The 16,197-nt window shown below is 59.8% G+C and carries 17 protein-coding genes; 4 read left to right on the top strand and 13 right to left on the bottom strand.

All coding sequences use genetic code 11. The annotated features are described in order from the left end of the window. Positions 1-136 precede the first annotated feature (136 nt). Complete coding sequence (locus tag LDN12_RS12685; protein WP_223923027.1) at positions 137-2,056, bottom strand: methyl-accepting chemotaxis protein; 1,920 nt, start codon at positions 2,054-2,056, stop codon at positions 137-139. A gap of 420 nt (positions 2,057-2,476) precedes the next feature. Continuing rightward, complete coding sequence (locus tag LDN12_RS12680; protein WP_223923026.1) at positions 2,477-3,373, bottom strand: LysR substrate-binding domain-containing protein; 897 nt, start codon at positions 3,371-3,373, stop codon at positions 2,477-2,479. 98 nt (positions 3,374-3,471) lie between these two features. On the opposite strand from LDN12_RS12680, the gene LDN12_RS12675 reads away from it, so the two are divergent. Continuing rightward, a complete protein-coding gene (locus tag LDN12_RS12675; RefSeq protein WP_223923025.1) occupies positions 3,472-4,404 on the top strand; it encodes a YeiH family protein in 933 nt (310 codons plus the stop codon). A gap of 28 nt (positions 4,405-4,432) precedes the next feature. Beyond that, entirely contained in the window at positions 4,433-4,882 is a 450-nt protein-coding gene (locus tag LDN12_RS12670) for a universal stress protein (RefSeq protein WP_223923024.1), read from the top strand. 96 nt (positions 4,883-4,978) lie between these two features. On the opposite strand, the gene LDN12_RS12665 is transcribed toward LDN12_RS12670, so the two are convergent. The 6 genes from LDN12_RS12665 to LDN12_RS12640 all read right to left on the bottom strand — a co-directional run bounded on the left by LDN12_RS12665 (position 4,979) and on the right by LDN12_RS12640 (position 8,845). Further along, positions 4,979-5,287, bottom strand: a complete 309-nt coding sequence (locus LDN12_RS12665; RefSeq protein ID WP_223923023.1) for a rhodanese-like domain-containing protein — start codon at positions 5,285-5,287, stop codon at positions 4,979-4,981. 41 nt (positions 5,288-5,328) lie between these two features. Further along, entirely contained in the window at positions 5,329-5,547 is a 219-nt protein-coding gene (locus tag LDN12_RS12660; RefSeq protein ID WP_223923022.1) for a hypothetical protein, read from the bottom strand. Between the two features lie 23 nt (positions 5,548-5,570). Then, entirely contained in the window at positions 5,571-6,335 is a 765-nt protein-coding gene (locus tag LDN12_RS12655) for a DUF169 domain-containing protein (protein WP_223923021.1), read from the bottom strand. A gap of 58 nt (positions 6,336-6,393) precedes the next feature. After that, on the bottom strand, positions 6,394-7,863 hold the full coding sequence (locus LDN12_RS12650; RefSeq protein WP_223923020.1) for a cytochrome c family protein: 1,470 nt from the start codon (positions 7,861-7,863) through the stop codon (positions 6,394-6,396). A 64-nt stretch (positions 7,864-7,927) separates the two neighbouring features. Next, on the bottom strand, positions 7,928-8,332 hold the full coding sequence (locus tag LDN12_RS12645) for an OsmC family protein (protein WP_223923019.1): 405 nt from the start codon (positions 8,330-8,332) through the stop codon (positions 7,928-7,930). A gap of 51 nt (positions 8,333-8,383) precedes the next feature. Continuing rightward, positions 8,384-8,845 (bottom strand): DNA-binding protein, encoded by a 462-nt coding sequence (locus LDN12_RS12640; protein WP_223923018.1) that lies wholly within the window; start codon positions 8,843-8,845, stop codon positions 8,384-8,386. 567 nt (positions 8,846-9,412) lie between these two features. Between LDN12_RS12640 and LDN12_RS12635 the strand changes: the two genes are divergently transcribed. After that, positions 9,413-9,703: a J domain-containing protein gene (locus LDN12_RS12635; RefSeq protein WP_223923017.1), complete on the top strand. Its 291-nt coding sequence runs from the start codon at positions 9,413-9,415 to the stop codon at positions 9,701-9,703. A 69-nt stretch (positions 9,704-9,772) separates the two neighbouring features. Here LDN12_RS12635 and LDN12_RS12630 read toward each other — a convergent pair whose 3' ends face one another. From LDN12_RS12630 to LDN12_RS12615, 4 genes are all read right to left on the bottom strand, one after another. After that, the gene (locus LDN12_RS12630) at positions 9,773-10,168 is read right to left on the bottom strand and encodes a molybdenum cofactor biosynthesis protein MoaE (protein WP_223923016.1); all 396 of its coding nucleotides are present in this window, start codon (positions 10,166-10,168) and stop codon (positions 9,773-9,775) included. Positions 10,169-10,326: 158 nt separating this feature from the next. Further along, positions 10,327-11,034: an energy transducer TonB gene (locus LDN12_RS12625; protein ID WP_223923015.1), complete on the bottom strand. Its 708-nt coding sequence runs from the start codon at positions 11,032-11,034 to the stop codon at positions 10,327-10,329. A gap of 88 nt (positions 11,035-11,122) precedes the next feature. Then, positions 11,123-13,411, bottom strand: coding sequence for a TonB-dependent receptor (locus LDN12_RS12620; protein WP_223923014.1), 2,289 nt, complete (start codon positions 13,409-13,411; stop codon positions 11,123-11,125). Positions 13,412-13,723: 312 nt separating this feature from the next. Then, positions 13,724-14,323 (bottom strand): hypothetical protein, encoded by a 600-nt coding sequence (locus LDN12_RS12615; RefSeq protein WP_223923013.1) that lies wholly within the window; start codon positions 14,321-14,323, stop codon positions 13,724-13,726. Between the two features lie 427 nt (positions 14,324-14,750). Between LDN12_RS12615 and LDN12_RS12610 the strand changes: the two genes are divergently transcribed. Next, on the top strand, positions 14,751-15,176 hold the full coding sequence (locus LDN12_RS12610; RefSeq protein ID WP_223923012.1) for a type II toxin-antitoxin system HicB family antitoxin: 426 nt from the start codon (positions 14,751-14,753) through the stop codon (positions 15,174-15,176). A gap of 100 nt (positions 15,177-15,276) precedes the next feature. Here LDN12_RS12610 and sucD read toward each other — a convergent pair whose 3' ends face one another. After that, a complete protein-coding gene (gene sucD / locus LDN12_RS12605; RefSeq protein ID WP_223923011.1) occupies positions 15,277-16,194 on the bottom strand; it encodes a succinate--CoA ligase subunit alpha in 918 nt (305 codons plus the stop codon). Positions 16,195-16,197: the final 3 nt, after the last annotated feature.

Below are 16,197 nucleotides of genomic sequence, written 5' to 3'. Positions count from 1 at the left end.
TCGGCAGTTAGTGCTTTTATTACAAGTAGATATGTGTAACTGGCCGGAATGCGGGCGTTATTTTTTGTTTTGTGTGGAACCTTGGCCTCAGGGCATGTTTTGTCGACGTATGGCCCCGCCCCGATTGGGTGCTGCATCAGAGGACGAACTTGTCCACCATCCCCCGGAGATTTTGTGATTCCTGGGCCAACTGCGCGGCGGTCGAGGTTGTCTCTTCCGAGCTGCGCACCATCAGTTTCGCGGCAGTGGTGATCTGATAGATGCTGCCGGAGATTTCGCCTGAAGTGGCCGCCTGCTCCTCGGCTGCCGTGGCGATCTGGGCGATCTGCGTGGAAACCGATGTCACCTTCTCGAGGATGGTCCCCAGGGATTGTTCCGCTTTTTTGACCGATGCCCCGCCACTCTCCGTCTCCTTGCCCCCGCTCTCCATAACCCTGACCGCCTGGGATGTTTCCGTTTGTATGGCCTTGATCATATCGCCAATCTCTTTTGTCGCCTTGGTCGTCCTTTCGGCCAGGGCGCGCACCTCGTCGGCCACCACGGCGAAACCGCGCCCCTGCTCGCCGGCCCGTGCGGCTTCGATGGCCGCATTCAGGGCCAGCAGGTTCGTTTGGTCGGCAATGTCCTCAATAGTGCCTATTATCGCGCCGATCTGCTCGGACTTGGCGCCGAGATTGCGGATGGAGAGAGCGGCATTGTTGACGATGTCCGTTATTGCAACCATCCCGGCGACCGCCTCATTGAAAACCGTGACCCCTTCCTGGGCTACATTCCCGGAATGTATCGCATCCTCCGCCGCCGAATAGCAACTTCTTGAAATCTCGTTGCTTGTCGCCGACATCTCCTCGGTCGATGTCGCCATGGTCGTGACGCGTTCCGTAATATCGCTGGAAATGTCCGTAACCTGGTTGGCTGTTGCGTGCAATTGCGCCGAAGCCGTGGCAACGTGTACGGCCGACGCCGCTATGGCATCGACCATGAGCCGCAAATCCGCCGACATATTGGACAGACTGCGGGAAATATCCCCGAAATCGTCCTTGGACGCCACCGTGATCTCCGCTTTGAAATTTCCGGCGGCCACGGCGCTTATTCCTTCATGGATGGCACCGACCGCCCTGCGGGTCGCGAAATAGAAGCCCGAGGCGATCCAGAGCGCCACAAGAAATATTACACTCACGATAACGAGGCGTGTGGTCATCCTGGAGCTGTACTTGTGTATTCTCGCCTCCAACAGGGAGTCGAGTTCGTTGCCGAGCGGTGCGTACGTCGCCGCCCCGTGCTGGATGACTGCGAGGCCCGGCGCAAGAACGGATTCGTCGAAAACAACCGAAGGGGCCAGCAAGGTCTTGTTGATCGCTTCCTCGAACTGCGCCGATGGGGATATGATCGATTGGATGGCGCTGTCCAGCTTGGTTTTGATGGCGGGCGTGACCTTGTACACCTTGGCCACATCCCCGGAAATGGCGTTCCTGAGTGCCGCAATCTGGCCGAGATAGACAATGAGCTGGGTTTTGTCGTCGGCGGAGAGGGTTTTGGCTGCCTCTATCCTGCGGACCAGGACGGTCACCCTCGATGTCGTATCCATAATGGCCGGCAGTCTGGTGGTGAGTATGTCCATCAGGTAGTAGCTGTCTATGTCCGGGTCCAACGTCAGGTTGGAATTGTCGGCAATATCCGCTATGGCCGCCACAACCGCATCGCCGATGGCGTCGATATTCCCGGTTTGCGCACCGCCGGCCTTTTGCAGCGCATCCAGCGCATCCTTCGAGAGCAGGCCGCCGTCAATCCCTTTGACGGAACCTTCGAATGCGGCGATATCCGTCTTGCCGCTGCCGTTCTGTCTCAGGCTTATCACGGAATCGAGCAGGCCGTATCCAAAGGGCATGCATTTCATGCCAAGCCGTTCTTTTCCCGAGAAATTGATATTCTCCCGTGTCTCCGCCACGAGGTAATACGACATCATGGCCAACGGTATTGTCATGATGACGATAAGAAGAAGTACCTTCTGGCTGATCCTCAACTGGGTCATCAAGTGAATTACCGGGGAAAATAACATGGCTGCGTACTCCTTCTCCCTTGGAATGACGACATTATGCCTATGACAGGTGGAAGCGTTCTTTCCGAATAGATTGTGTCCCATAGCCGGCTTCCGCGACATTACTACCGCGGGAGTTTTTGGACTCATGCACCGCCGCCAGCGGACAAAAAAAGAAAAAGGCGCCGTGGATTTGTAGTTGTCCGCGGCGCCTTTGCCAAAACTATAGGATTTTAATTTGCTTCAAAATAGCACGGAGATTTTAAGTGTCAAGAATGAAACGGATATACCTCAAAATAAATGGGCTAACAACTATTGCAAACTATTTTAGTAGGTTATAAACCTTATTAATATAATAAAGATTACTGTAAACTAGCAAAACGTATCCTGTGTACTCTCCGGCGCGCTTCTCCATCTTGTCGGGGAAGGCGTGGGGTCCGGTCACCTCACCTCCCACCGCCCGCCGGACACCTCCAGAAAGGCCGCCAACAGGGGCGAACAGTGACTCTCTCGCCGTTTGAGCAGGGAAAGGGAACGTTTGAGCATCAGCGGGCTTGCCACTTCCACAAGCAGGCCATACTCAAGCTCGCGGCGCACGGCTATACGCGACAGGCAGCTTACCCCGAGCCCCGAGGCGACGCCGTTCTTGATGGCCTCGGTATGGCCGAATTCCAGCGATATGGAATAGCCGATCCCTGCCTTCTCCATGGCGTCCTCGAAGATCTCGCGGGTGCCGGAACCTTTTTCGCGCATGATCCAGGGGGCCGATGCGAGCATGTCCGGCGTGACGGCCCGAACCCCGGCCCAGGAATGTTCCGGGCCCGTCACCACCACAAGTTCGTCGTCCTGCCAATGGACGGAGACCAGCCCCCTGCTGTGGCACGGTCCCTCGACGAACGCGATATCGAGGGAGCCGTTTTCCAGCCACTCCGCCACCTGGTGCGTGTTGCCCACCTGTAATTCCACCCTGGTCTTCGGATAGCGTTTGGCAAAGATTCCCAGCAGTGCCGGCAGCAGGTAATTCCCGATCGTGGTGCTCCCCCCCACCAGCAATTCACCCACCATTTCCTGGTCGCCATCGCCCTGGAGTTGGCGCTCGATGCGCTTGACGGCCAGAAGGACCTCGCGGGCGTCTTTCAGCAGCAAGCGCCCGCTGTCGTTCAGGAGGAGACGTCTTCCGGCCCGTTCGAACAGAGGGGTCGCGCTCATCTGTTCCAACTGCGACAAGGCCATGCTGACCGCCGATTGGGTCAGGAACAATTCCTCGCCCGCTCGTGTGACGCTGCCGGTGGCGGCAATCTTTTCGAATATCTCCAACTGTCGGAGGGATAATGACATTGTTCAATCCAATTGATGCTAAATATAAATATTATTCATTTTTATTTATATTCGGCTTTGTCTATAGTGTCAATATCTTCGTAGCAAAGGAGCCCGGTGTGAAAAACGGTAATCTCTTGAAAGCGGTGTTCTGGGTGCTGTTGGCGGTTTGTTGCTGGCCGGGGGTAAGCGCCCCCATTGCGCTGGTGGCAGGGATCACCTTCGGGATCGCGATCGGCAATCCCTGGAGCGCGACCACGTCCACCTGGAGCAGGCGCTTGCTGCAAGCCTCGGTGGTCGGCCTGGGATTCGGCATGAATCTGCCGGAGCTTCTTAAAACCGGCAAGGATGCCTTCCTGTACACCGCCGTCAGCATCAGCTTCACCATGATCGTAGGGTATCTGCTGGGCAGGTCGTTCAAAATCCCCCGGCGCACCTCAACCTTGATATGTTTCGGGTCCGCCATCTGCGGCGGCAGCGCCATAGCGGCCATGGCCCCGGTTATCAAGGCGGAGGCCGAGGAAACGGGCGTTGCCCTGGCCACGGTCTTCACCCTCAATTCCATTGCCTTGATCCTGTTTCCTCCCCTGGGGCACCTTCTCGGCATGGGGCAACGCCAATTCGGGCTCTGGTCCGCCTTGGCCATCCACGACACCAGCAGCGTGGTGGGGGCCGCGGCGGCCTACGGCGGGCTTGCCCTGGCCATCGGCACAACGGTCAAACTGACCCGGGCATTGTGGATCATGCCTTCCGCCCTGGTCGCCGCCTGGTTTACCAAGTCGGAGGGAAAGGTGAAGGTTCCGCTCTTCATCATCGGCTTCATAGCAGCCGCGGCCATCAAAACAGCGCTGCCCCAGTTCAATCAGGTCTGGAACCCGCTGAACGGCGTGGCGAAGCAGAGCCTGGTGGTTACGCTCTTCCTGATCGGCTGCGGCCTGACCAGGGAGGTCCTGGGCAGAACGGGCGTAAAACCGCTGGCTCAAGGCGTCATACTCTGGGCGATTGTGTCGGTAACGAGTGCAACGGCCATACTCATTGGCTGGATTAGCTGAAGCAGGCTACAACGGAAAGGGACATGCCATGAAAACCATCGACACCATCCTGTTTGCCACGGATTTTTCCGAAGTATCGGATTATGCCTTCGATTACGCCGCGACCCTGGCCACGACCTACGGCGCCCGCCTGGTCATCGTTCATGTGGTTGCCCATCAGGTGGATTTGCGGAATTTCTACGTGCCCGACGTCTCCTTCGACGAGTTGGACAAGCAGGTTGAGGAAGGGGCAAAAAGCAGAATGGCGGATTTTTGCGGAGGATTGACGGAGCGGTTTCCCGATGCAACGGCATGCGTGGTAATCGGGATACCCCACGAGGAGATTCTCAGGAAGGCCGCCGAGGAAAAAGCATCCCTGATCGTCATGGGCACTCACGGCCGGCAGGGGTTTGACCACTTCATCTTCGGCAGCACCGCGGAGCGGGTGGTGAAAACCTCTCCCTGTCCGGTGCTGACCGTGCGTCCGGTGCCCGCGTGAGAAGATTCCGGTAGTCCGCTGGGCGCGGACGGGTCGCGACCATCCCCGTGGTTGCGACCCGTGGCGCCGGAAGAACGGCCGACACCGTACCGTGCGTCATTTTTCCTGGGGGAGCCCGGCCCTCCGCCAACCGGCCATCTGCCCGGCGAGAAGCACCACGTTCCGGTAGCCGTACAGATTGAGCAATCCCTTTGCTATCTGGGCGCGGGGGCCAAGCTCGCAGGTCACCACCATCTCGGTGTCCCTGTCGGAAGGGAGGCGTGCCAGCTTCAGCAGGATCTTCCAGGTCGGGGCGTGGACTACTCCGGGGATGTGACCTTTGCGGAACTCGAAGATCGTGCGGACATCCACCACCGTCGGCGCTTTTTTCGTTTTCATGCGTTTCAGCAGTTCTTGCGGTTCCATTACCTCTCCTTTGTTGAAAATGTCTGTTTCAAACTGTTGCGTCACCCGGCCTGGCGCCCCAGGTCCCGGATTATCCGGTAGGCAAGCAGGGCAAAGGGCCAGGCGTGCCAGAACAGGTCGAAGATATCGATGGGCCGTTTCAGGGTTCCGGCCAGCAGCATCCTGATCTTCTCCACGATATGCGGCTGGGGATAGAACGGCGCAAAGCCGAGCAGCAGGACCAGCGGGATGAGAAACTGGTAGTCGAGCAATCTATTCATGATATCTCCCGCCCGTGAGGCCGTCAGGCCGGTCCGGCATCGTCCCCGCTGGTGATGTAATCCGGCGGCAATTCGCATTCCGCGGGGATCTGGAACGGTACCGGGTAACGGATTCCCGCCTTGTGGGTCGCCGCCAGCCCTTTTGCGGTGCGGCCCAGCCATTCGAAGGGGATGCCGACGATCAACTCGTGATCCTGGGTCATGGCAAAGCGCCGGTCTCCCATGCAGGGTATCTCCACCGTCGGCTCATTGGTCAGTTTTACCTGGGCAACGGTCCGGGAACAGACCCCCGCGTCCCCGGACGATTTCATGACGAACTCCCCGCCCTCCTGGTACAGGAAGGCCTGCACGAAGCGCATCGCCTGGGCCGAGTTCACATAGACCACGACCATATCGGGGGGCAATCCCTCGAAAGGGCGGGCCAGCGGGTAGGTCAGGACACCCGCGACGCCGGGTTCGACCCGCGGCATCAGTCTTTGCATGGCCGCCGCCGCCTCTTTGGTCTCCTGATAGATGCCCGCATTGACCGAACCGTCCAGGACCCGCTCCGGCGGGGGTATCATGCCGGCACAGGACGCTCCCAGCACACAATGTCCCGTCTCCGCCTCGGTCCAGGTCGACCAGGAATACATGCGGCTGTAGGCGATTTGCTGGCAAATCGCCAGACGCTTGCCGCGCACCTTGATCTTCAATCCTTCGACCTGCGCGGCATCACGTACCAGGTTGACGCCCACGGGGTGGGTGGCGGGGTTGACGGTTTCCTTTACCGTTGCCAGAAACTGTTCCATAGCGTCTCCGTTAGTTTGTTATGGGCACGTGCGTTTGCCGCTGCCGCAACGGCTCCGGTCAAGGCTGTTGCGTGGCAAATGCCGACTGCCTGACCACCATGTCAACCACGGGAAGGGGCGGCACCACCTTGAGCCCGTAGATTTTCTCCAGGTCGATGTCCTTGGGCACGGCGGCCAACAACGCCTCGGCAACCTTCTGGTCCGCCTGCCGGTAACGGAGTTTTACTTCCAGGGACAGCGATTTCGCATTTTCAGGGGCGGCAATCCCGTAATAGACGTCTTTGTAGCCCCGGGGTGGAATGGTGTCGTGCCGGGAGAAGGCGGTAACCACCCACGGGTCCACGGCAAAGTGAAAATTATCCCCCATGCCGTCGGAGTTGAAGATGCGGGTATCGTCGGGCAACGTGCCGTCGCTTTTGACCGCGCCGCTGGTCATGACGACCTTTCCCGTTTCGTCCTTTGCCGTGATCTCCAGCCACATCTGCCTGACATTGGTGAGCGATGTGGGCAGATTATGCCCCGCCCGGATGTTTTTGACGCGCACCCGGACCTCCGCCAGCCGTCCGTTCCGATACACCGGGGACAGCTCCAGGTCCCCTGCCGACTGCAAACGTTCCACCGCCATCTCGTACTGCTTCATCAGGATTTTCGCCTGATCGTTATCCCCTGCTTTCCTGGCGGCTCCGGCGGCAAGATAGGTCAACAGGTAGTTGGCCCCGCTGAAATAATGCCGGTACTCGCTCCGCTCCGGTTTTTTGAATTCTTCGGCGGAACGTTTGAATCCCTGGATATCCACCATATGGCAGTCCTGGCACATGATGTTCTTCTGGGCGTAGGGACCGTGTTTCCATTCGATGTACGTCGCTTCCAGGGGGAAGTGGGCGTCGTAGTGATAGACCTGGTGGCATGAGGCGCAGAGGTCGGCCTGAAGATGGAGCCCGGACTCGGCGCATTCATGGAACCCGCCGCCGCATCCGTCGTATGGCTTGATCGGGCCGCGTTTGACCAGTTGCACCCCTTCCTTGGTCTCAATGCCCGGCGTGAGGATGAAGGAGCCGTTTTCCGGTTCATGGGAGGGGGTCTGCCAGTGGGTGACCCCGCTGATGGAATGGCAGATGTCGCAGGAAACCCCGGCCAGGGCCATTTCACTCAGTCCGGCATTCCCCGGCCCCTTGATCTCACCCGTTACCATGCCGGCCGGGGAGTGGCACCCTTCGCACTGCCGCGTGATCTCGTGGCCGACCGCCTTTTTCGCTTTGTTGAGTTCTCCCAGGTAGACCGGGTCCCGGAACGCGAGGCTATGAACCGAACCGGTCCATTCCTTGTACTGCTTGACGTGGCAATCCTTGCAGACGCTTGGCGGGGTGAATTCGGCCCTGGATTTATTCCACGTGATGAGTGACGGATAGTAAGGATACAACGTCCGGTCAACATCGAAGACCGGCGAGGCGGCCAGCGCCGTCCCGGCGAACATGCCGAGCGCGAGGATCGCGACAAATGCTGCGGGGGCTTTCTTCTTCAGGTGCATGCTGGTCTCCTGGGCTGTGGTTCGCTGTGGTATGTTTCCGCTTCTCGCGTCGGCACCGGTATGGCTATGCCATTTTGGCGGTGATCTCGAACTCCGGCGGGTCCATGAGCACCCTTTTCACCGTGCAGAGGCTCGCCGCCTTGATGACGGCGTTCTGGTATTTTTCCGGGAAGCCGGGGGGGAGGTCGATCCCGATGGTTACTTTGGAGAGCCTCTTCTTTCCTTCCGCAGACGTGGAGAACTCCATCTTCTGGGTCAGCGCCAACCCCTCCGTGGCGATCTGCCGCTGTTGGCAGAAGCTGAGAACATAAATGCCGGCGCAGGTTCCGAGAGAGGCAAGGAAATAGTCGAAAGGGCTCGGCGCCGAGCCTTCTCCGCCGTCTTCCACCGGCTGGTCCGTGGGAACAAACCTGCCGTCGATCTCCGCAGTAACTTTCTTCCCGCCGGGGAAGGTGATCTTCAGTTCCATAACGACTCCTCGATGTTCACAATGATCCTCCGGGTTGAACCGGATATCTTTTCAGCGTCTCCATCCGGCCCATATGGGAACCCCGTTGTCGTCGCGGAGTTTGAGAAGCGCATCCCCTTTTTTGATCTCCGCCGCAATGATGGCCGGTTTTCCGGCAACCGTCACCTGCGAGCCTTTGACTTCGATCTTGTCACCTTTTCTGATCCCGGTCTCCAGCCGATCGATGAACCATGCCGGGCCCAGGTGGATTGAAACGGTTTCCTTGTCGGTCTTGAGCTTGAGGTGGATTCCGGTGCCCATCCCCTTCATAGGGGTCATCCGGTCCACGGAGACCACCTCGCCGCTCACGGTCTCCACGGTCGCCGGGTTGTACATCCGCTGGAATGAGCCCCCCATGCCCCAGCCGCCGCTGCCGCGCCCGCCCATGCCGGGCGCTGCGAAGGCCGTCATTGCCGCCGAAATCGAAACCGCCACCATAACGATCAGGAACGTACTAATGCGATTGGCTTTCATGGTATCCTCCTGTGCTGTTTTTGACTTTCACTCGCGTCCGTTGCGCCTCGCGCCGATGTTCTCCCCCGCCCCGGCGAATCCCTGCCCCATCGTATTCCGTCCGGCTAATATATTTACATATTGATATTTGAATATTGTTCTGGGTATACTAAAAAGCAGAGTAAATCAACCACTAAAATTCGCTTTCCCGTGCGCTGCCCGGCGCCGCCGTCTTCCGCGCTTTCACTGGCTTTGCCGTAACCGCGCGTCAGCGCCACGCCCGGTCGCTGGCGGCGGCGACATTACCTGCGACAAAGGAGGGACCCACCATGGAAACTGAAAGAAAGTGTCCCGAATGTCAGGGCACCATGTTCCTGCTGCCCGGTTGAGGCGGCCTCTTCTGGCGGTGCCAGAAGTGCGGATTCAGGCTTATGTACGAAAAAGGACAGGATGGCGAGTGCCGTTGTTCCTAGTTTTACCTCCGGAAGGTGACGGCGGTACGCGATCCCTTTGTTGATTATACCGCAAAAAATCGACTAAAGAGCGGACCCCTGAAGATCGTTCGGAATTAACGGCGAGGAGGTCGCCTTGACCTATGTGGATCTGAAAACGTCGCTCCAACTCTTCGGCCTTGGCGAACGCGCCTCCCTGAAAGAGATCAAGGCCCGGCACCGGGGTCTGGTAAAGCGCTACCACCCGGATACGGGCAAGGACAGCGACCCGGAGATGATACGCAACGTGAACGCCGCATATCAGGTGCTGCTGGATTACGTCAAGGAGTACCGTTTCTCCTTTGCCGAGGAGGAGTTTTACGAGCAGAACCCGGAAGAGCGCATCTGGCAGCAGTTCAAGACCGATCCGCTGTGGGGGGGAGGGTAGGGGCCGGGAAGAAGCCCCGGTGTTTCGAGGTTTGCCGGCCCGCCCCCATGCATGACGACCCGATGTGCGTCAGGGGCGCTCTATCAATTCGATGAACTCTTCCCGCTTGATTTCGTCCACGATCCAGGAGCAGGCGGCAAAGCAGCGATCACGGGTTTTGCCGGAAACAATCGCCAGCAGCACCGAATCACCGGCGCCGATTGTTCCGAGCCGGTGCACCACAAGAGCCTGGTTGAGCTGAAATTGCTCCTCCGCCTGGCGGGCAAGGGCGGCCAAACGGTCGTCACTGTCCGGAACAAGCGGTTTCAACTCGACGGTGGAAAAGTCCGGCACCTGCTTTCCCGGACGTTTCACCCGGCCGTGGTGCAGTACCACGGTGCCGGTGGTATCGGTCTCCCGCTCAAGAAAAGTGCGGTAAAGCTCCAGGTGGTCAAACGCCTCGGTCGTACAAAACGCGGTAATCACTTCAATGCTCTCCTCTCCCCGGTTTGTTGTCAACGGTGCGGAACGGACGCTGCCCTGTTCCTCATCCGGTGTCTCCGCAAAATATCATGTATTGCCGCAAAAATCCTTTCTAAAAGTCATCCGTCCCACACCATCCCCGTTTTGCGGCATCCCTGCCGTTACTGCAACTTGAAGAGCACGGGCATTATTATCTCGGCGGCCACCGGCGGGCGGGGAAAGGGAACGCACTGCCGGACCGTGTCCACGGCGCGGGCATCCAGAACCGGATAGCCGCTGCTCACCTTGACCTGCAGGGAGCGGACACTGCCGTTTTCGGCAACGACGAACGACAGCACCACCCTGCCGCTCCACCCCATGCGCAGGGCGGCCTGCGGGTAGACAAGCCTCCTGACGATCAGGTCGTGGATATAGGTATACTGCTCCTTCACATAGCGCTGTTGCGCCTTCTCCGCGGTGATCCGGCCATCCTCGCTTCCGGCGCCGTGCATGGCGGGGGTAGCCGAGGGTTCCAGGACGGTAACGACCTGATGCGGCGCTTCGACCACCGCCTGCGCCGTTACGGGGGCGGCGGGCGCCGGAGCCGCCTGGCGGCTGACAACCGGCGCCGGTTGCACCTGCGGCTCCGGCCTGACGCGAACCGGCCGTGCCGGAGATGCCGGTGGTGGAGCGGCCTGCAGGGGTGGGACGACCTGCCGTGCCCGGCTTTTCACCGCGGGCCGCTCGGGGGCCCGGTAGTTATTGAGCGTGAGATCAATAACTACCGGGGTGGTAGGCTTCGCGCTGTGCGCGCTGAAACTTACCAAAAACGCCACGAGCCCCACATGGGCTGCGAGCGAAATGATCAATTCCTTAAACGGCCTACTCATTGGGCTCCTCCGTCTGCATGCGGATTGCTGTTCCTCCCTTGCAGGCACCACCGCCGGCACGCGGCACACCTCTCTGCCGCCAAAGAACTCAGAATTTGGCGGTCAATCCGGCATAGAACGAGCGCCCCATACCGGGGACCGGAATGTTTGCCGGGATTGCGGTTCCCGACATGGTTGCGCCCTGACCGGTATAGACCCCTCCCAACGGCAGGTTGTAGAACCTGTCGAAGAGGTTGGTTATGCCCACGTCGAGCCGCGCATATTTCCATTCGTAGCTGCTGCGGAGGTTGAACAGGCTGTAGCCTCCGGTTTTCAGTTCGTCCCGCACCTGGGACACCTCGGTCTTGTCCGCGACGAATTCGCCTTCCGCGGTGGTGGTCCAGCCCCAGATCTTGTGAATGAGGGCCAGTTTCGCGTTTGGCGGCATGATGTTGTACAGGTTGTCGCCGGTTGTCTCGTTGGTGCCCCGGACGTAACTGAACACGCCGGTCGCGGTAACCTTGCCGTAATCATCGGTTGAGACCACCGGCACGGCCCCGGAGACGTCGACCCCGTAAAGCTGGGCCGACTGGTTGACAAACTGGAGATAGACGAAACCGCTGGTGGCGGTCAGGCTGCTCTGCACGGCGGCGCTGGTGCCGCATACGCCGGTCGGGCAGCGGCGGGCGTCGATGTAATCCTGGACATACGTGTAGTAGGGGGTGATCTTGAGCCCCCACCGCTCTCTCGCGGCGTCGTGCCAGTCGGCGGTTGCGCTTATGGTATGCGCCACCTCCGGTTTCAGGTCGAGATTGCCGATGTAATAGTTGCCGTCGCCGGCAAAGTTGACCATCTCCATGGCCATGCGGTTCGACGACCAGGCGTAACGCTCATAGAGGTTGGGCGACCGGCTCTTTATGGCGTACCCGGTTTCGAACGACCACAGGGCATTCGGGGTATAGCGGACCAGGGCGGTCAGATCCCCGTTGTAATCGGAACGGTGGTGATCGAGGGCGTTGAAGGTGGTGACCGGGTACAACGGCGCGCCGTTGTATGCGGAGCCGTCATTGTATCCCTGCACCGGGCCGGTATTCATTTCCACCCACTCGCCGCGCACGCCGAAAAGGGTCAGCCATTCCGGATTCCATTGCGCCTCCCATTCGGCGAAGAGGGCCAGGCGGTCCCGCTGGCCGTCGTTGATATTCTTGAACGTGTTGGGGGCCATGCCACCCGTGGTGTATCCCGCGGGCAAGACCGACGGCGAGGGCGGCCACCAGTCGTTCAGGCGATAGCGTTGGTATTCCGTTCCCACGCGGAGAAGGTCCCGTTCCGAAAGCATGATGTCCGCTTTGAGGACGGTTCCCAGGTTGTTGCCCTCGGTCTCCATGGGCATGCCGGGTGCTATGAATGTGGCGGCGCTGCCGTAATAATATTGCTTGTCGTCGGCGAAATTCATGCTGTGCCGCGTGTGCTCGTCGTAAAAACGGGCTTCCAGGGTTCCCCAGAGAAAGTTCCCGGTATATTTGAGATTGCCCTGAAAACTTTCGTTGAGCGTCATGTCCATGCGCTGGTTGGGGAAGCCCTGGTAGGGGATGTGCTGATAGCCGAAGTTCAGGCCCAGCAGGTGGTTGTCATGGCGCAGTGCGACACCCAGTTGATGGTTTTCGGCCCGGTAGCTGGACGAACCGACTTCGTCGCCGGCGATCCAATGGTCGCCGTCAACGGTCCCGGTGGCCAGAACCCCCGGCTTGAAGTCGCTTGCCGCCTTATAGTTGCCCGATTGGGCGACGGAGCCGTTGTAGCCGATACTCGTATTTTCACTGGCAACCGTTGCGGACAGGTTGGCGCCGAACGCATCGCCGTTGGAACGGTAGAACGCCCCCAGTTCGCCGGTGGTCAGCAGATGTTCGCCGTTACCGGCGAAGCGCGGTTCCCTCGACGTGACGATGATCGCGCCGCCGATGCTGTCTCCGCCGAGGCTGACCGGGCTTATGCCGGGGAATACCGTCAAGCTCCCCACATTGGCCGGGCTGATGTACGAAAGCGGTGAGTTCATGTGGTTGGCGCAGGCCGAGACGAGGTCCATGCCGTCAACCTTGATGCGGATACGGTCGTCGGGCAGCCCGTGAATGACCGGCAGGCCGGAAACGCCGCCGGCGCTGTAGATACTGACACCCGGCACATCGCCTAACAGTTGGGTGGTGTCGCTCACCGCGGGGCGCTTGGCGGCGATCTCCGCGGGTTTAAGGGTTGCGGCATTGACCGGTCCGGCGGCGGGCCTGGTTGCCGTTACCACCGCATCGTCAAGTACCTGTTGTTGCTGTATCGACTCTTCGGCCTGGGCCAGGCAGGCCGCCACGGCCCAGACCATGATGGTCGCTGTGATCGTTGTGCGCATGAGATATTCTCCTATAGTTTCATTGCAGGCGTGCGGCCGGACGCAGAACTGTTCCGTTCCGCCGAAATCCGCTGCGGGGCCGGTGGCACGACCGGCCTGAGGTCTCCGCTGTCGTTTGAAAAAGCTCGACCGGCGGGGCCTGTTATCGCAAGACGGCTCAGATGTGCAGGTCATCCCCCGGATGTCGCGACGTTCGGCATTACCCTTCCGGAGCATGCACGTGGAGACGTGCCCCGCATATACGTATGCCGGACCAGCCCCCGGAAGAGGGCGGCAATGCCCCGAACGGGCAAAGGGGATTACACGATGGTATCAGGAGAAAAGGGCGAGTTTGGGAGGCGGTTCGGGCGGTTCCGCATGGCGGGAGTTCATGAGGTGGGTGATGGTCAGTTGTTCCGAAGAATAATCGTGGGGAGGTATGCTGCCCGGTGCTGAGCCGGGGAGGATCTCGAAGGATACCCCGCTCATGGCGAACACTTTACCGCTGCCGCAGGGGCAGCCGCATTTGAGTACGGTGACCGCATGGTCGGGGGCCTGCTCCGGCTCCTTATGCCCATCGTACCGGTGATTTTTGCCCTTGCCGGTGCAGCAGGGGGGAAGGGCGGCGCTGTCTTCAGGCGGTTCGGGTGGCGCAGGTTTGGTCGAACAGCAGGTGGGTTTCCTGGCGGCAGGTTCGGCATGGGGTGTGGACTTGGTGGCGCAACAGCCCTGCTTCGCGGCCGCCGCACGGTCTTCCAGAAACCGGTGTTTTCTGACGCAACAACAGGTTTTACCCCGCGTTTCCGGCGAACACCCGCAGATGGCGCAGTCGCCGGAACATTCTCCCGTCACGGCATGGGCGACCGTCTTGAAATGCAGCGCCATGGGCGCAAGCGGCGCCAGGACGATGACAATATATATCGCCCCCAGCACCAGAGCGCTGAGATGACGAAAACAATTCCTACGCCTATGCGGGGATTTGCACACCATTTGCTCATTCTATTATAACGTAACGTCTTGTCAAGCAAAGACCATCTGGAACGGGCGGGGACATGAAGAAGCCCCGTCGCTTCATCGAAAAATCTTGATTGTAATGTTATATATGATACTATCAAAGCATGACGACAGCGGACAAGACACTTGAACGGATGAGGAACAATCCTCGTGACTGGCGTATTGACGATCTGTTGTCCGTGGCCGAGCGTTATGGGATAGAAGTACGTAACAATGGGGGGAGCCATCACGTTTTCTCCGCGAAGGGGATTGCGGAAAGCCTGTGCGTCCCTGCGCATCGTCCCATCAAGCCGGTTTATGTCAAAAATTTCATAGCAATGATTGACGCTATCAAGGAGCATACGCCATGAGCATAAAACAAATCGAGCCTGTTACCCCACCAGCTCCTTTCGAGGCATACGGCCATATCGTATCGCCCCTTTCCTCCGAGGATGGAGGCGGGTACATGATCACGTTTCCTGATCTCCCCGGCTGCATATCGGACGGCGAGACGCTGGAAGAGGTCCTTGCCAACGGCCGCGATGCTTTCGATAGCTGGATGGCGGCCCAGGTGGACATGGGGAGGCAGATACCGGCCCCAACCCATTACGACGAGGAAGGCAAGCCGGTGAAGTTCGTCCAGAGGCTTCCCCGCTCGCTCCATGCTTCGTTGCAGGCACGGGCGAAAGCGGAAGGTGTCAGCATCAATACCCTCGTGCTCGCGCTCATTGCAGAAGGGCTCGGCAGGCGCGCAGCTGCGGCGCAAAACTCCCCGGCCAAGCGAGCGGCGTGAGGGGAGGAAGTTTGTGTGAATGGCCACATACAATTCACAATAACAAAGCCCCGCCTCCCTCACGGGAAACGGGGCCAGTTCACACCCTTGTTGTGTAGTCCTACTTCTTCGCTTTTTTCGCCGCCGGTTTCGGGGCGGGTTTAGCCACGGCCTTCAGCGCCTCCTTCATGGCATGCCCCATCTTGGTCGGGCTTTCGGCCACCACCACCCCACACTCGTTCAGGGTACGGATCTTGTCCTCGGCCTTGCCCTTGCCGCCGGTGATGATGGCCCCGGCATGGCCCATGCGCTTGCCCGGGGGGGCCGTGATCCCGGCGATGAAGGCCGCCACCGGTTTCTTCATGTTCTCCCTGATCCAGTAGGCCGCCTCTTCCTCGGCCCCGCCGCCGATCTCGCCGATCATGAAGACCGCCTCGGTATTGGGATCGTTGTTGAACTGCTCCAGCACGTCGATGAACTTCATGCCGATGATCGGGTCGCCGCCGATGCCGACGCAGGTGGATTGACCCAAGCCCATGTCGGTCAACTGCTTGACCGCCTCGTAGGTCAGGGTGCCGCTGCGGGACACCACGCCCACCTTGCCCGGTTTGTGGATGTAGCCCGGCATGATGCCCAGCTTGCACTGGCCGGGGGTGATGACGCCGGGGCAGTTGGGGCCCACCAGGAGGGTATTGCTTCGCTCCTGCACCGACCGGGCCAGGACCATGTCCCGCACCGGAATCCCCTCGGTGATGCACACCGCCAGGTCCAGCTCGGCGGCGCAGGCCTCCAGGATGGCATCGGCCGCCGCGGGGGGCGGGACGAAGATCATGGAGACGTTGGCCTGGGTGTAGCGCACCGCCTCTTCCACGGTATTGAACACCGGGATGCCGTCGATGTGGATGCCCCCCTTGCCGGGGGTGACGCCGGCCACGATGTTGGTGCCGTAGGCGCGGCACTGCTGGGTGTGGAACAGGCCGCTGCGGCCGGTGATTCCCTGTACGACGATCTTGGAGTTTTTATCGATCAATATAGACATGGC

This window comes from Geobacter sp. AOG2 (assembly GCF_019972295.1).
Taxonomy (GTDB): domain Bacteria; phylum Desulfobacterota; class Desulfuromonadia; order Geobacterales; family Pseudopelobacteraceae; genus Oryzomonas.
Note: the sequence above shows the minus strand (reverse complement) of the source record. Positions and strands in the feature narration are given on the sequence as shown.

Bases quoted from the DNA above. Each gene is read 5' to 3' on its own strand.
- LDN12_RS12685 (WP_223923027.1), bottom strand. From the start codon at position 2,056: ATGTTATTTTCCCCGGTAATTCACTTGATGACCCAGTTGAGGATCAGC.
- LDN12_RS12680 (WP_223923026.1), bottom strand. From the start codon at position 3,373: ATGTCATTATCCCTCCGACAGTTGGAGATATTCGAAAAGATTGCCGCC.
- LDN12_RS12670 (WP_223923024.1), top strand. From the start codon at position 4,433: ATGAAAACCATCGACACCATCCTGTTTGCCACGGATTTTTCCGAAGTA.
- LDN12_RS12665 (WP_223923023.1), bottom strand. From the start codon at position 5,287: ATGGAACCGCAAGAACTGCTGAAACGCATGAAAACGAAAAAAGCGCCG.
- LDN12_RS12660 (WP_223923022.1), bottom strand. From the start codon at position 5,547: ATGAATAGATTGCTCGACTACCAGTTTCTCATCCCGCTGGTCCTGCTG.
- LDN12_RS12655 (WP_223923021.1), bottom strand. From the start codon at position 6,335: ATGGAACAGTTTCTGGCAACGGTAAAGGAAACCGTCAACCCCGCCACC.
- LDN12_RS12650 (WP_223923020.1), bottom strand. From the start codon at position 7,863: ATGCACCTGAAGAAGAAAGCCCCCGCAGCATTTGTCGCGATCCTCGCG.
- LDN12_RS12645 (WP_223923019.1), bottom strand. From the start codon at position 8,332: ATGGAACTGAAGATCACCTTCCCCGGCGGGAAGAAAGTTACTGCGGAG.
- LDN12_RS12640 (WP_223923018.1), bottom strand. From the start codon at position 8,845: ATGAAAGCCAATCGCATTAGTACGTTCCTGATCGTTATGGTGGCGGTT.
- LDN12_RS12625 (WP_223923015.1), bottom strand. From the start codon at position 11,034: ATGAGTAGGCCGTTTAAGGAATTGATCATTTCGCTCGCAGCCCATGTG.
- LDN12_RS12620 (WP_223923014.1), bottom strand. From the start codon at position 13,411: ATGCGCACAACGATCACAGCGACCATCATGGTCTGGGCCGTGGCGGCC.
- LDN12_RS12610 (WP_223923012.1), top strand. From the start codon at position 14,751: ATGAGCATAAAACAAATCGAGCCTGTTACCCCACCAGCTCCTTTCGAG.
- sucD (WP_223923011.1), bottom strand. From the start codon at position 16,194: ATGTCTATATTGATCGATAAAAACTCCAAGATCGTCGTACAGGGAATC.